General features: G+C 57.9%; 11 protein-coding genes. 3 read left to right on the top strand and 8 right to left on the bottom strand.

What is annotated here, in order from left to right:
- Nucleotides 1–81 precede the first annotated feature (81 nt).
- The 3 genes from ACWAT4_RS41040 to ACWAT4_RS41030 form a co-directional block, all read right to left on the bottom strand.
- Nucleotides 82–288, bottom strand: a complete 207-nt coding sequence (locus ACWAT4_RS41040; RefSeq protein WP_050631493.1) for a hypothetical protein — start codon at nucleotides 286–288, stop codon at nucleotides 82–84.
- Nucleotides 289–582: 294 nt separating this feature from the next.
- Complete coding sequence (locus ACWAT4_RS41035) at nucleotides 583–1614, bottom strand: nucleotidyl transferase AbiEii/AbiGii toxin family protein (RefSeq protein ID WP_232995576.1); 1032 nt, start codon at nucleotides 1612–1614, stop codon at nucleotides 583–585.
- Between the two features lie 9 nt (nucleotides 1615–1623).
- On the bottom strand, nucleotides 1624–2292 hold the full coding sequence (locus tag ACWAT4_RS41030; RefSeq protein WP_128929578.1) for a DUF6088 family protein: 669 nt from the start codon (nucleotides 2290–2292) through the stop codon (nucleotides 1624–1626).
- A gap of 586 nt (nucleotides 2293–2878) precedes the next feature.
- Between ACWAT4_RS41030 and ACWAT4_RS41025 the strand changes: the two genes are divergently transcribed.
- The 3 genes from ACWAT4_RS41025 (at nucleotide 2879) to ACWAT4_RS41015 (ending at nucleotide 7902) form a co-directional block, all read left to right on the top strand.
- Entirely contained in the window at nucleotides 2879–4192 is a 1314-nt protein-coding gene (locus ACWAT4_RS41025; protein ID WP_128955173.1) for a DUF2130 domain-containing protein, read from the top strand.
- 606 nt (nucleotides 4193–4798) lie between these two features.
- Nucleotides 4799–5812 carry an SIR2 family protein gene (locus tag ACWAT4_RS41020; protein ID WP_232995577.1) on the top strand — a complete coding sequence of 338 codons (1014 nt, stop codon included), beginning with the start codon at nucleotides 4799–4801 and terminating at the stop codon, nucleotides 5810–5812.
- On the top strand, nucleotides 5809–7902 hold the full coding sequence (locus ACWAT4_RS41015; protein ID WP_128929580.1) for an ATP-binding protein: 2094 nt from the start codon (nucleotides 5809–5811) through the stop codon (nucleotides 7900–7902). Before ACWAT4_RS41020 ends, ACWAT4_RS41015 begins: the two co-directional genes overlap by 4 nt.
- A gap of 579 nt (nucleotides 7903–8481) precedes the next feature.
- On the opposite strand, the gene ACWAT4_RS41010 is transcribed toward ACWAT4_RS41015, so the two are convergent.
- The 5 genes from ACWAT4_RS41010 to ACWAT4_RS40990 form a co-directional block, all read right to left on the bottom strand.
- Nucleotides 8482–9387, bottom strand: coding sequence for a hypothetical protein (locus tag ACWAT4_RS41010; protein WP_237866540.1), 906 nt, complete (start codon nucleotides 9385–9387; stop codon nucleotides 8482–8484).
- Nucleotides 9388–9481: 94 nt separating this feature from the next.
- Nucleotides 9482–10039: a hypothetical protein gene (locus ACWAT4_RS41005; RefSeq protein WP_237866542.1), complete on the bottom strand. Its 558-nt coding sequence runs from the start codon at nucleotides 10037–10039 to the stop codon at nucleotides 9482–9484.
- Between the two features lie 15 nt (nucleotides 10040–10054).
- Nucleotides 10055–10825, bottom strand: coding sequence for a helix-turn-helix domain-containing protein (locus ACWAT4_RS41000; RefSeq protein ID WP_128929582.1), 771 nt, complete (start codon nucleotides 10823–10825; stop codon nucleotides 10055–10057).
- A gap of 1150 nt (nucleotides 10826–11975) precedes the next feature.
- Nucleotides 11976–12797, bottom strand: coding sequence for a hypothetical protein (locus tag ACWAT4_RS40995; RefSeq protein ID WP_232995578.1), 822 nt, complete (start codon nucleotides 12795–12797; stop codon nucleotides 11976–11978).
- Nucleotides 12798–13073: 276 nt separating this feature from the next.
- Entirely contained in the window at nucleotides 13074–14003 is a 930-nt protein-coding gene (locus ACWAT4_RS40990) for a relaxase/mobilization nuclease domain-containing protein (protein WP_232995579.1), read from the bottom strand.
- Between the last annotated feature and the right edge of the window lie 91 nt (nucleotides 14004–14094).

Here is a 14094-nt window from a genome sequence, read left to right as displayed (position 1 = left end):
CCGCGTTGTACAGGACGTTGTCGTCGCCTAGCGGGACGCAGAAGTTGTAGCGCGATGATCGCAGACGATGCCGCGCTGCAGTCACTTGTCGATATCGACGATGGCGAGGCAGATATTCGTGCCGTACCCGCAAAGCCGAGCACCGACGCGACCGGCCTTCTTCAGATCCGGAGTGATAGTTTCGACCTGAACGACGTGCAGCTTGCCGGGTCGGACCTTCAACTTTACGTCCTTGTCGTCGGAGACGATCAAGCTCACCTTCGGCTTCTTGGTCGGCTTTCGCGCCATGGCTTCCTCCCGCCCCGTTTCCGTGAACAACCTATGGTCGCACATTCTTCGCAATCGTCAAGTGCAGCCTTTTGCCCGTCCGAACTTAGGAATCCCTGACGGCGGCGTGCGCCTGGCATCGAAGCCGTATCGAGGCTAAGCGTCCAGCGAACTCGTTTTCAATCGCTCCACCGGGTTTCGCCGATGATGTGGGTACCCGACTTCGCGACGGCCGCCGACGGCAGGCACGTCGGCAAGTCCATCGGCAGGGTTGTAGCCGGTGGAGGACCGATTGAGACTTTGGTCAGGTGGCGTTCAAGGTCGCTTCGGCTGCTTTAATCTTGCCGAGGATATCCTCGAAAGAAGGGATCCTCCGAAGATCATGCCGGCCATCTTCTGGTAGTCCGCCTTCAAAGGTTCGAGCATGCCGTCGACCGGTACGATACCGAACGTTCCGGGAGTCGCCTGGTCGAGATCGAGAGGCTTCCGGTTGAAGTAGAGGCGGGCATGGCGAACGCAGCTTTCCGCGAGCTCCAGATCTTTAAGTGCGGCTTCGCCGTGTTCGGAGGTCAGAAGCCGGAATATGTCGTAGTAATGGCGCGACAATCGCTGCCCGTCCTTGTAGAGCTCCCCTCTGTTCTGGAACCAGTGTCGCTGTCCGTGTAGGATGATGATCTTGTCCCAGAACGTCCTCTCGGGCTTGATCGTCAGCACGTTTGGCACGGTGAGGTCCAGGCCGTCGGTGTCGGTGGCAGAATATGGACTGATCGTTTTCGTCTCATGCGGATCGAGCGCCGACTTAGCGCCGGATTCGATCTTCACGACGCGTCGGACGTACCGCTCGTCGGAATCCGCGAATGCGCTTGGATAGTGGAAGAGCAGGGATTGAGCGTCGGGGTCGTCCGGATCGGGCTCGATCTTGAACGTCAGTCCTTCGAGCTCACCAGCGGCGAAGTTCGTCAGCGCGTTCTGGAATTCGCCGTTAATGAAACTGCTGCACCGCTCCTTTATTTCGTCAAGCTTTCGCTTGCGTTCGTTCGATCCCATCGCGCGGAGATCGTCATCTGACGGGAAGTTTTCGCCGGGCAGGTCGTCGCGGAATACGGTGATGTCGATGTCTTCCGAGAACCGCTGGATCAGATCGAAGGCCTTCGAGAGTGACGTGCCGCCCTTGAAAAGCAGACGCTGCTCGATGCCCGCCTTGTTGTAGAGCGCGTCGAGGATCCAACAGACCCAAAAGTCCTTTTCGATGTTCTCCGGGGGGCACGAGAGACGCTGTCCGGTTTGTTGGAACAGTCCCCGCCGGTCTTCAGCGCTTGCTCGAATGATCTGCGGCAGGTCGGTCATGATCGCATCTCATTGGCCGCGGATCGGCGGGAGCGGATCTGGCGCCGTTGCGTCGGACTTGAGGATATCTTTTACGATAGGAACGAGCCAGTCGGGGAGATCACCCAAGTGGTCCTGCAAATCCTTTCGCATGCGGTGCCCGTCGTCGCCGTCGTTCAGGATGGACTTGAGGCGCTTTGCGATCTTGTCGCCATCCGAAGGAAGAACGTCGCGCAGCCAAATCAGAGCTTGCACCAACTGCGCGGCCGGGCGGTCAGCCCACAGAAGTCGACTTGGCGCGACTTTCTTGAAGTCGATGACCATTTGGTCGAGTTGGATCGGCTTCACGCGGGCGTCCGTCCACACGACCACCTTCGCCGGGACGGCGTTGGTAAGTCCCAAGTTGTTGGCGGCGGTTATTCCGTCGACCAGTACTTTGGCGCCGTCCCGTCTCGCGACCGCCTGAATCACCGACTTGTAGTCCGGTGGCGAAATCTTCTTCGTCAGTTGGTTGGTGCGAGCAAGATCGTAGAGACCTTGGTCGATGCGCCTGATGCGGTTGTCACTCCGGAGGCGGTGGAGGGCGACGTCGACAGCCGATCGAGTGCCGGTGTCCGCAAAATCGCGTGCGGTCCATACCTTGCTCGGCTGAGGGTCATGGCTCATCCGATCGTATATCTGGTTCGCTGTGCTAGCCATTTTACGGTTCCCTTGTAAGAAATTTGCGCCTTAAATCTTACAAAGTCAAGACCGCGTAAGAAATATGACTCATATTCCTTACGGCCGTCTAATTTCGGCGCCGGAACATATCGGAGCAGCGAAGCACCACGCGATGGGCCTCTTCCAGGAGCCATCGCGAGATTTCCGGCTGTTTCGGCGTCTTTGCCCAGTCAGATTACGTAAAATAGAGGATTCCCTCGGGTTGGTTTGGAAAAGTGCTAATTTACTTAGTATGGCTGAGCAAAAGGACAGAAAGCTAAACAAGCTCGAAAGGACTCTCCCTCAGGGGCTTCTGGTCGATGCTGCCTGGATGGAACGACAGGGTTATTCCACCAGCCTGCGCAGCCAATTGGCGCTTGATCCTGTTTTGTTCTCATCTAGAATATATTCCCAATAGAACGGCTCGCCCTGAGGCGTGGCCTTACGTCGACATGTCGTGATGCCTTCCGTGGAAAATCCCCCGGCCAGGTCGATATCGGCGACGCGGATGTGGACATCGAGAGCGGCGACATCGCAATCGCGCGCGGATGGTGTTCAATCCTGCTCTACGATGACGGGGGAATTCATGAGTTTCAAAGTAACCGCAGCCGGCGCTTCACACGAACCTACCCTGCATTGTCCCAACTGCAATCACGAGATCCGGTTGACGGAATCATTGGCCGCTCCCCTCCTCGCTGAAATTCGTCAGCGCTTTCAACAGCAGCTGGCCAGCAAAGATGCAGAGATGGAGCGTAAGACCGAGGCACTGCGGCTGGAACGCGAGCAGGTCGCTAAGGACCGCGAGCAAATCGAGGACCACGTTGCGAAACGATTGATCGCCGAACGTGCCCAGCTGGTCGCGGCCGAAAGCAAGAAGGCGCGAGAGGCGGCCGCGGCCGAGCTGCAGGCGAAGGAAGCGGAAGCCGCGGAGCTGCGAGCCAACCTGCTTACCAACAACGCAAAGCTTGCCGAGGCCCAAAAGCAGCAAGCCGAACTGATGCGACAGCAGCGCGCACTCGAGGGGGAAAAGCGCGAGCTCGACCTGACAATAGAGAAGCGCGTGCAGGCCTCAATCAGCGAAATCCAGATCAAGGCCAGGCAGGAAGCCGACGAGGCTGCGCGCTTACGCGTTGCAGAGAAGGACCAGACTATCGAGTCGATGTCTCGAACGATCGAGGAGCTCAAGCGCAAGGCCGAGCAGGGATCACAGCAATCCCAAGGGGAAGTACTCGAGCTCGAGCTCGAAGAGCTTCTGCGCGGACGTTTTCCGACCGATTCGATTGAGCCGGTTGGAAAAGGTGAGCTTGGGGCGGACGTTATTCAACAGATAAATGGCGCCATTGGCAAACCTGCCGGCATCATCCTTTGGGAAACCAAGCGAACCAAGGCATGGAGTGACGGATGGCTTGCCAAACTGCGTGACGACCAGCGTCGTTCCGCCGCCGACGTCGCTCTGATCATCTCTCATGCGCTGCCGAAGCACGTCGAGCAATTTGACCTAGTCGACGGCGTATGGGTGGCCCATCCGCGTTGCGCATTGCCGGTCGCCGTGGCGCTGCGCCAGGGGCTGATCGACGTAAGCGGATCGCGCCTCGTTCAGCAGGGTCAGCAGACCAAGATGGAGCAGGTTTATCACTACCTGACCGGCACGAAGTTTCGGCAGCGGGTAGAAGCTGTGGTTGAGAAATTCAACGATATGCGCGACGACCTGGACAAGGAACGCAAGTTCATGGGCCGGCAATGGGCCAAGCGCGAAACTCAGATCCTCGCCGTGGTGGAGTCGACCGTTGGCATGGTGGGCGATTTGCAGGCGATCGCCGGCAAAGCCATGCCAGAGATTCCGAGCCTGGATATGCCACTGCTTGAGAGCCACGCCGCTCCTGAACGAAAGGTGGGATGATGGCGGAAGCTGATGGCGAGCTCGAGTCGGAGAGCATACCTCGCTCCCGCCGCCTCCACCCGAGCCGGCGGACGGGATCGACTGAAGCTGGAGGCGTGAGGGAGCCAGGATAGCGGCACTCCTCGTCAGATCTCGTCTCCTCACCGGTTCAAGCGATTAGTCGAGGAAGCTAATCTCGATGCCCTTCATCCCCTCGCCGCTTCGCTGCTTACCTTTTTCACTTTGACTACCTGCCCGCCTTGCAACCTCTGATTATGTTGCTTTAAGACTTACTAGCGGGGACTCAGGTCGGTCCTGCAACTCGTCGCGAGGGTCCATGGAGTGGAAGGCGCACGGTTACCGGGTTGGTGCATCGAGCGAGACCTTCGATAGCATCCCAGAAAGCGCAGACGAACTTGATCGGTTCATCGCGCTACACCGCCGAAAGATCGAGCCGTGGCTCTCGGCGGTATTCCAAGCTGAGCATCTGAACCTCCTGCTTGGCAGCGGCTTTACCATTGCTGTGGGCTTCGCTGCCGGCGTCAAGGCGACGGGTATGGCGATTGCGACGGGGAAGTCGAAACATGCCAAGGCAATCCTCGTCACGCGACCGCAAGCGCCAAAAAGATGGGTCGCGGTCAAGCTAACATCGAAGATCAGTTGCGTAGCGCCATTGCTGTGCTCGATGGTCTTGACATCATCGATAAGGGGTCGGCGCAAGGTGTTCGCGACGACATTAACTCCGCAATCGCGACATTCCTAACCTCACTGCTTGCTACCGAGCGAGGTATTTTCGAAGCAAACAGTGCATCAGCACTGGCGACGGTGCAGTCATTTCTGCTCAGCTTCGTCAGCCGCGCCGCTTCACGCGAGCGTTTACATATCTTCACGACCAACTACGACCGGTTGATCGAACATGGCTGCGATCAAGCGGGGCTACGGATCATTGATCGCTTTGTGGGGAGCTTGCGTCCACTGTTCCGCAACACTCGGATCGAGCTCGATTATCATTACAACCCACCCGGGATCCGCGGTGAGCCGCGCTTTATGGAAGGCGTCGTCCGTCTGACCAAGCTCCACGGCAGCCTTGATTGGCGCTTCGACCCCATCGCGCATCGGATCTATCGGTCAGAGACACCATTTGGTGCCGACGACGATCATCCGAGCTTACCAGATTCTCCAGTTGATACCGTGATGATCTATCCTAATCCGGCTAAGGACGTGGAGACCACCCAATATCCTTATGCGGAGCTATTCCGTGATTTCGCCTCGGCAACTTGCAGACCCAACTCGGTGGTGGTGACCTACGGCTACGGGTTCGGTGATGACCACATCAACCGTGTTCTGCTCGATATGCTGTCGGTTCCGTCCGCACACCTCGTGATCATCGCCTTTGAACTAGACGATCGCATCAAGGGATTTCTCAATCAAACTCGTCCTGCACAAGTCAGCCTCCTCGCCGGCAACCATTTCGGAAGCCTCCAGCACCTCGTCGACGATTATCTGCCAAAGCCCGCGCTCGATTACATCACCGGGCGTATGTCTGACTTGCTGAAGAACCGCGCTTTCGCAGATGCCGCTGCGGGCCTGGCGCCAGCCGAACCGAGTCAGCCGCCAGCGGGCTCTGGAGGAGGAACGTGAGCTCCCCGATCGAACGGCTCGCTGAACTGGTCATCGGCACGGTCGAGTCGATCTCCTCGGATGAGATCCGTGTGCTGCTCGATCTCGATGCGCCACAGGCTACTGCGCTCAACACCGGCACACCGATGAGCTTCCCAAGGCTCAATAGTTACGTGCTGATACCGAATGAGGCTGGTGCTACCGTCGCCTACGTCACGTGGATCGGGATTGAACGATCGCCGTACCCCAAACGGTCGGGGCTTAAGGATTTCGGCCTGATCGATCTGCCATTCCCTCTGCGGAAGATGTCGCTCACTCCGATCGGCACCCTGTCTGTCGCTCGAAACCGACGCGAGGGAAGCAGTATGTTCGAATTGAGTCGAGGAATCGTTGCGTTCCCTTCGGTAGGCGATCAGATACCAATCCCAACGCCGGAACAAATCACAGCTATCGTCGGAGCAAAGGACAAGGACCGCCGCGTTCGCATCGGCTCGTCACCGCTGGCTGCAGATACCTCAATTATGGTCGATCCCGATAAGATCTTCGGGCGGCACGTCGCCGTACTCGGCAACACCGGTAGTGGAAAATCCTGCTCCGTCGCTGGGCTGATCCGCTGGTCACTCGATGCGGCGCAGGCCGCTCTTGAGAATGGCACAGAACAGCCGAATGCGCGGTTTATTATTCTTGATCCTAATGGGGAGTACGCCAAAGCATTTGCAGATAGGGGCGGAAATATCCGCCTGTTTCGTGTCCCGCCCATCGACCTCAACAGGGGTGAACGCGCGCTCCGTCTGCCGGCCTGGCTCTGGAACGGTCACGAGTGGACCGCGGTATCGTTCGCACGACCCGGAGCGCAGCGGCCCCTGCTGCTCCAAGCGCTTCGTGAACTAAAGAACGGGCAGCTGGCGGGGACGCCTCGCCAAACTATCGTCAGGCGGCATTTGTATTCCTATCGCATCATGATCGCCGCTATGTTGGCCGAAGGTGCCGCGACCTACGCTGGCAGCGCAAGCAATCGGCGGCGCTGCGGCGAACTGCTAGACAACATTGCATCAGACTGCAGCAATATGACGGAATCCGTTGATGGTGAGCACAAGACAGCTCTGGAAGAGATAAGCAGCATTATCGAAACTATCGCTAATTCCCGTCGGTCAGGAGACTGGTTCAACTCCTTCTCAGTACAGGACATGGAAGCGGTGCGGAGGTCACTGCAGAGCTTCGTAGATCTGGTAGAGGATGCTTTCGCCATCGCGCATCTTACGGAAGATGCACCGATACCATTCGACGTACACATGCTGCCAGAGCACCTTGAGAGGATAGCAGCGACGGAGGGAGGTGCGTTGGCCGGATTCATCAGCACGCTCGGCATGCGCATCCGCGGCATGATGTCGGACCCGAGACTCGGTCAAGTGATTGGAAGTGACCCGGCGATCACCTTCGATGCCTGGCTTGACGCGTTCGTGGGCAGCAACGCCTCGGCCAACGGACAGGTCGCAATCGTTGACCTTTCGTTGGTGCCTTCAGAAATAATCCACGTAGTCGTTGCGGTTCTGGGACGGCTGACGTTTGAGGCATTGCAGCGCTACCGACGGCTTCATCCTGATGGCAAACCTCTGCCCACGACCTTGGTTCTAGAGGAAGCACACAACTTTGTTCGGCGAGGCGCCAACGAAGATGGGCCGGCAGAAAACCCGACCCAGCTCTGTCGCGAGACGTTCGAAAAGATCGCGCGCGAAGGTCGCAAGTTTGGTCTTGGATTGATGCTATCGTCACAACGCCCATCGGAGCTCTCGCCCACGATCCTTGCACAGTGCAATACTTTCCTACTGCACCGGATCGTAAACGACCTCGATCAGGCGCTAGTTGGACGTCTCGTTCCCGACAATGTGGCGGGCTTGCTAAAGGAGCTACCTAGCCTACCATCCCGTCAGGCAATTTTGCTGGGATGGGCCACGCCGATTCCTTTGCTCGTGGAGATGGATGAACTTGCCGAGGCACATCGGCCGCAATCGTCAGACCCAGATTTCTGGGACGTTTGGATCGGCAAGAACCCACGTCCGATCGATTGGCCCACCCTCGTCGGCGATTGGACCGGCAGTGCGCAGAATTGAACAGACTGCGCTCCTCGATCAGACGTTTCCATGACTGCCGCACGCCTTATGAGTCCGACGGGAGAAAACAAGGTGAGCTGGTGATCTCATTGCTCAATGGCTTGCAGGACGAGACGGAGAGCGAGGTCGAGTTCGTCGAATCCGCTATTGTCATTCGGCGTCACAATTGATCCCTTCAGCATCCAATTTTGCATGCCGAATGACAGCTTGCCCGCTAAGTTGAGTGGCGTAAGTCGGCCGGCGTCAGCAGGCGATGAGATCGCTTCGACGGAAACACTGATCCGGCAGCAAGTGCCCGAGCATTGCTAACTGCGTTTCGTGTTGCGGGGACTTCGTGCTGAGCACAGACGAGGCTAGGGCCGAGATCGATCGGATCGACACCATTGCAATCAACTGGCGCCAAGTTTTTGAGGATGAGGGTGTCGACGAAATCGAAAGAATAGCACCTGCCTTCCCAATAGCAGACTGCTTTCCCCGCAAGCTCGTCTCCAGCCTTAGAGAGCTCAGCCGACTTTGCCGGCTGCGCTGGCCTTGCTTTTTACGGTCGTACTTCCACCGTTGTGACTGATAAGCACTTCTCTACGAGATGGAGAGCATGACCTTATCCCAGTTAGAGAATCCCTCCGCGAAAAAGGCCGGTCTTTTCGACCCCCGATCCTTATTCGATCGTTCAACTGCGCTCTCGACAAAGTCAGACGTATCGGCATTCAATGCCCGCACCACCTCTGATACAATATGGGGCCGACCACCGATGAGCGTGACCTCCGGCTCCGAGCGGCTCGATGATACAATCGGAAGTTCGATAAGCGCCGTATAGCGCGACCCAAAACATTCGAGCGAAAAAGGCGTCAACAAAGCATCGTCAGAAGTCAGTTGAATTTCGTCAGGCCAATGGTTGAAGATGATATTGACGCCTGGCGTTGATGCTACGGCAAGAAATTCGATGTGAGTATCAACCCAATCGACGAAGTCGGCAAATTTAAAGCGGCGCGCTGTCTGCCGACCTGCCCGAACCATCGCCGATACAATCCTACGAAGAACTGGCGCGGCCGGAATCCAATGCGCAAATGGCCCTTCGCCTGGTGCCATTTCCAACTTGAGCTCTTTTCCCTTGAAACGGAGCGTTATCGATTTCTGCGGCCTGGCCAGTATGACGCCAATCTCGATGATGGCGACCGCCTCCTCCAGGTCGACAATTCGTTCACCGTCATAGTTGAGCGTTAGGTTCGCCTCCGCCTTCGGAAAGTCGATCAAAAATTCAAGGAAGTTGTTTGCAAGTCGCACCGGCCCGAGCTTTCCATCGAATATCGGAGTGACGAACATCTCGAGCTCTACCGAGGTCCACTCGCCTGCTTCCGAAGAAAGTTCAACCGTGGTTGACATCGATGACGATACGTTTAGCTCCAGCACCGCTTCCCGAAACTCATCGCGATCATTGTCGAGCGGAATTCCGAACCGGCGTCGCTCAATCGTCAGGTCCGTCACCTTAAGCGTGCGAGGGCCACCCAAAAAGAGCTGACCGATCTTTTCGCCCGCATTTTCTCCTGGAACGAAAAATCGACCGACAATGGATCTGTTATCAAAACCGCAAGTCTTGCGGTAGTCGACCTTCCCTGCAATTATAATCGGCAGGTGCCCCTCCGAGCATTCCGTTTAAAGCCTTTGCCAGCCCTTCTCCTGCTGGAGACAATTCTACCGCACGATCGAGTGGCACAAGAATCGTGATTCTGTGAATGTTCCGCTTTCCTTTGGCTTCCTCGCTGCGAACCCGCTTGAGGGTGTCGTAGATCATTTTTTGATCGACCGGGACGAGGAGAGTGCGAATCGGCGTCCGCCCGTCTTTGACGAAAAACATGACGACGATCGCCGCCGGCAGGTCAGCATCAACGAGATGCTTGAGCGCCGACAGCTTGATCCTCGGCGGCTGAGATCCTTCTGTCGCTTTCACTTGGATCAAGAATTTCGGAAGATCGTTCTGGGAATCAAGCGGACGCTCTTTCATCCGCAAAGGCTCGCCTTCAAGGAGGTAGTCCCAGCCGAGACGGTCTGCCTGTGATTTCTGGGCACGAAACCCTTCCGGTTCACACCAACCGATGAACACATTCTCACCTCGCGCGCCAAGATCTGGAACGCTCACTGAATTCTTCATATTTTAGACCATAGCCTTAGCTACTGCTGAAACCAGATCGATAGTCGGGAAGAACCCGAGTTCGTGGAGTTGATGCAGTAATTCCTCAAATTGAAGGTGATTGGCGCTGCCCTTGGCGGCAAGCTTCGCCAGTTCATCGATTTTGCCGGCGAGTAATTCGATGTCCCGCTGGCGGCGTTTGGAGTCCGCAGGCGACAGCCGCTGCGGGCCATCGACAACAAACGCGGCCGAATGTTTTCGGACGTACTCCGCGACGTTGTCCAGCGCAATTTCGCTTTCGCCGGCCTTTGAAAAAGCCATGCTGATGCTGTACGCGGCATCTTCAAGGTACGGCCTGTCCCGCACGAGGTCCGGCGAGCTGTCTTTGCGGCGGTACCCGCTGAGAGAGAAGCTTCCGTTTTGCAGGTTGTAAAACCCGATCTCAAAAGGACCGAACGTCGCAACGCCTTTAGCGATATTGACCGACCATGGATTTTGCGGCCCGCCGCGAGCTTCGACCGCTTTGATCAGCCCGCTCACCTCTCGCGCATGAAGTCGCGCACGCTCGAGCTGAGCTTGGTCGTTCTCGAATATGGAAATGGCGTCCGGCTTCCAAGCCAAGTGCCGCGCGTGGAGTTGGTGCCAGGCACGCAGAGCGGCTTGGGCCGGACCGGGAATTTCCTCGCCTTCCATCCATCTTCGAAGCGTTCGCGTCGAAACTCCCAACAGTTGCGCAGCCTCGGCCAGGTCGAGGCCCAGAAATGTCAAAATTTCAGTCAGCTCAATACTTGTCATTATGTAAAATCCGTTTTGATAATTTGTCCTTCGTATTTTGACAATATGTCAGAAAAAAGAACCTGCTTTGTCCCCCTCCCCTTCCGCGGGAGTGTCGTCCCGACGCGCGAGTTGGCGAATGCCGTCACCAAAACAGATTGAAAAATGGACCGCCGCTACTCGGTCGTCGTCATCGCATTCCGTCGGTTCAGACGCAGATTTACCGCAAGAGTATTGGGATTCAATCCTGGCTGACGCGAGCGTCGGAACGAGTCCAGGCGTGCCAATTCAGCAGCGACGGCTATCGGAGATCCCTCGTCACGTTTTGCGGGTGACCTGCCAGCGCTGCAGTCGAATCGTTGAGATCCGAAAAGGCAGATGCGGTCGGGTCTTTCGATCAGCATGCAGTCTGGAAGGACGTCGGGCAGAAGTCGGCCGATCGGACATGTCAGAATCGTAGCGCGCGCTACGAGGAGGATGGCTGCTGGCTATCTTTCAAGAGCTCCTAAAGGATCCGCTCGCGATCGGTTTGTTACTCAATGGCGCTTAACCACCATCCAACACCCCTGTCCGGTGGCGATCGCAACGCTCTAAAGAAGGAGCTGGGCAAACGACTCCTTGAAATCGACGGGCAGGGCCAACCCGAAGGGGTAGGTCGTCGGAAAAGATCGGGGATGAAGGAGCCTTAACAAGCGGGACACGGATCGGGCTAACGACTTCACGCCGCCCGAAAAGCGGCCGGCTTCGAGTCCAGTTGAGAGGCCGCTGCCCGCTTTGGTGGCATCTGGCCCCTATCGAGCCCACGAGACGCGGCTTCCCGAAGTCTATCTTGTTGAGACGCTAGGCTGTCAGCCGGCGACCGCCGTCGTGCTGATCGTGTCGCCACGGTGGCGAGACTTGCCTGCCGATCGCCTGCAGATCATCCATCCAGGCAGCCGTTTGGTCCTCGACACCGGTAGCACACATCTCCTGCCCGGCGCCTACTATGTCGCTCTCCGTACTGGCACATCATCGCCACCGAGGAAACTCACTTTTCGCCGGCATCATCAGTCTGATCCCGACAGCCGCCTTCACAGGCATCCCGCAGTCGGGGCGCGCAGCACGCAAAGGCGTAGAGAGAGCGAAGCGTCTCCTTCTTGGCACTGTCGTGCAGCCCGCACCTCGTTCGTAATCAAAGCCTAAAGCTGCCGCGATCCGCATAACCTTTGGGCCGAATATCCAGCGCGGCGATCAGGTCCAGGCGCTGCTTCCGACAACCAAACTCGGGGTGATCTCCCACCTGGAGCCACGCTCCGTCACGGCGCTCAAGCCATCCGGATGCAAACACCTCGCCCGCCAGGAAACCGCCATTTGCCGTTCGGACCCAGCGTTCGCCGTCGATCGCAGGCCACAGAGCAACGTGGATTGATAGCTCGTCCCAATCCGCGTCGTGAACGCTGGCAATCGCCGCAATATCCTCGATCATGAATCGGTACGTTCGACCATCGTCCCCGTACCTCGGATCCAGCAGCGGCCAGCTGTTTTCTCCTGCACGCGGCGTAAACAATCCCTGGTCGATGCCAGCATTGATCCCGGCGACCATCACATTGCGCCAGGCCCGCCGCCTGCGGGACCCGTCGTATTTCACCTTGGTTACCCCCTTGGACGCGGTCGGAATCACGTCCGCACCCTCGTAGTTGAGGCGATCGAAGGAGAATCCGCGGAGGTCTTCGTCCGATGTCGGAACACCCGTCATCGCCGCGAGCCGGCTCAGGAACGGCAATTCCTCGAGCAATGCAAAGTCCGGATGCACCGGTGCACGCTCCAACATGCGGGCTCGCAGCGCTGCATGACTTGCAAAGCCGCATGCGGCTGCGATCGCCTCGGTCAGATGGGATGATTTGTAGTTCGGATAGCCCTGCCTAACCGCACGCTTCACGGACGTGAGCGCAGATTCAGTCAAAGGGATAGCGGTCAAAGGATCCACCTGTTCATATCGGCGGCCGATGTCCACAGATTACGCACCGACCTGGATATGACGGTCGATCCAAGGATTTGAAATAGTGCCCACTTTGACCCTGTGGCAGGTCCGGCGAGACGGCCGATTCGAAGAATGCACGATCTATCAGCCAGCTTTCAAGGACCTAGGCGCCTCAGGGCAGCCGCTCCATAGGGGTGTAACTTCCCGTTGACGGCTCCAATGCTGTTCGCGCGCTCGAGGAACATGACAAGCCGCCAGTGCACATCTACGTGCCAACCGATGAAACGGTTGGCGGAGCGCGCGGGCGCCTTACCTCGTCCGCTCATCGTCTCGCTTGTGACCGCGCAACTCGGCATCGATTCCCTGCTCTGCCTTGCGGCGACGGCTATTGGTGAGCTCCGAAAGCTCATTCTTTAGTGCATGCCGCCGGGTTTCAACGGCGGGCATGTCGTTCACGAATTGCCTAACCTGGCGCGCGAGCGCGTGATCTGCCGCCGCTCCAGAATGCTGCAGCTCGGCTGCGTAATCGAGATATCGCCGCCGGATCGCATCCTGACGTGACTTGATCTGCTCGTCCCAAGGACGTTTTGCAGTCGTGCCGCCCCTCACCTCCGAAAGCACCTCTTTCCGGGCGAGCCGGTCGACATCAGGTACGATTTTTCGCTTGCGCATAGCGAGCACCGCCCCGCGATCGGCCTTTTGAACTCGCCCGCGGGTTCGCCGCGGCGTTGCCTCGGCCGCTATCCCGCGAAGCCGGAGTTCGCCAGCAAATCGCTCCCGCCAAGCCTGCAGATCTGCCTTCCGAGGGTTGAGACGCTTGCCGTCGTGGCCCAGGGACCGGACGGTCAAGTGCACGTGGGGATGTTTGTCGTCGAGGTGCTGGACGAAGACATAGTCATGATTGTCCCCGAACGTTTCGATGGCAAATGCCCGGGCTGAATCCTTGACGGCGACGGCATCGGTGCCAGCCGGCATCGACAGAATGATGTTGATCGAAAGCGACCCATCACGGCGGCGCTTGTCGTCAAGGCCGGCATCATCCTCCCAGCGTTGCTGTAGGTCTTTCAATCCGGAACGACCGGCCAGACTCGCGCCCTGCTCTGTTTCCGCATCGAGCTCGCCGTTTCGCGTGATATACGCAAGGTGCGACTTGAGATGCGCCACGTCCTTGGTGCGGCCGGTGATCTTGACCATCACCTCTGGCGCTCGGCGCACGATCCGTTCGAGCTTCGCGCGCATAGCCGGCGTCAGGCGACTAGGAACCGCCGGATCGGGGATATCCCACTCGGCCCGCCGCGGGCGCCGATTGGGCGTTTCCCAAACATATGAG

It is taken from the genome of Bradyrhizobium sp. T-1, assembly GCF_053592855.1.
The sequence above is the reverse complement of the archived record's forward strand: the minus strand, read 5'-3'. Positions and strand labels throughout refer to the sequence as shown.

Bases quoted from the DNA above. Each gene is read 5' to 3' on its own strand.
- ACWAT4_RS41040 (WP_050631493.1), bottom strand. From the start codon at position 288: ATGGCGCGAAAGCCGACCAAGAAGCCGAAGGTGAGCTTGATCGTCTCC.
- ACWAT4_RS41035 (WP_232995576.1), bottom strand. From the start codon at position 1,614: ATGACCGACCTGCCGCAGATCATTCGAGCAAGCGCTGAAGACCGGCGG.
- ACWAT4_RS41030 (WP_128929578.1), bottom strand. From the start codon at position 2,292: ATGGCTAGCACAGCGAACCAGATATACGATCGGATGAGCCATGACCCT.
- ACWAT4_RS41025 (WP_128955173.1), top strand. From the start codon at position 2,879: ATGAGTTTCAAAGTAACCGCAGCCGGCGCTTCACACGAACCTACCCTG.
- ACWAT4_RS41020 (WP_232995577.1), top strand. From the start codon at position 4,799: ATGGGTCGCGGTCAAGCTAACATCGAAGATCAGTTGCGTAGCGCCATT.
- ACWAT4_RS41000 (WP_128929582.1), bottom strand. From the start codon at position 10,825: ATGACAAGTATTGAGCTGACTGAAATTTTGACATTTCTGGGCCTCGAC.
- ACWAT4_RS40990 (WP_232995579.1), bottom strand. From the start codon at position 14,003: ATGCGCGCGAAGCTCGAACGGATCGTGCGCCGAGCGCCAGAGGTGATG.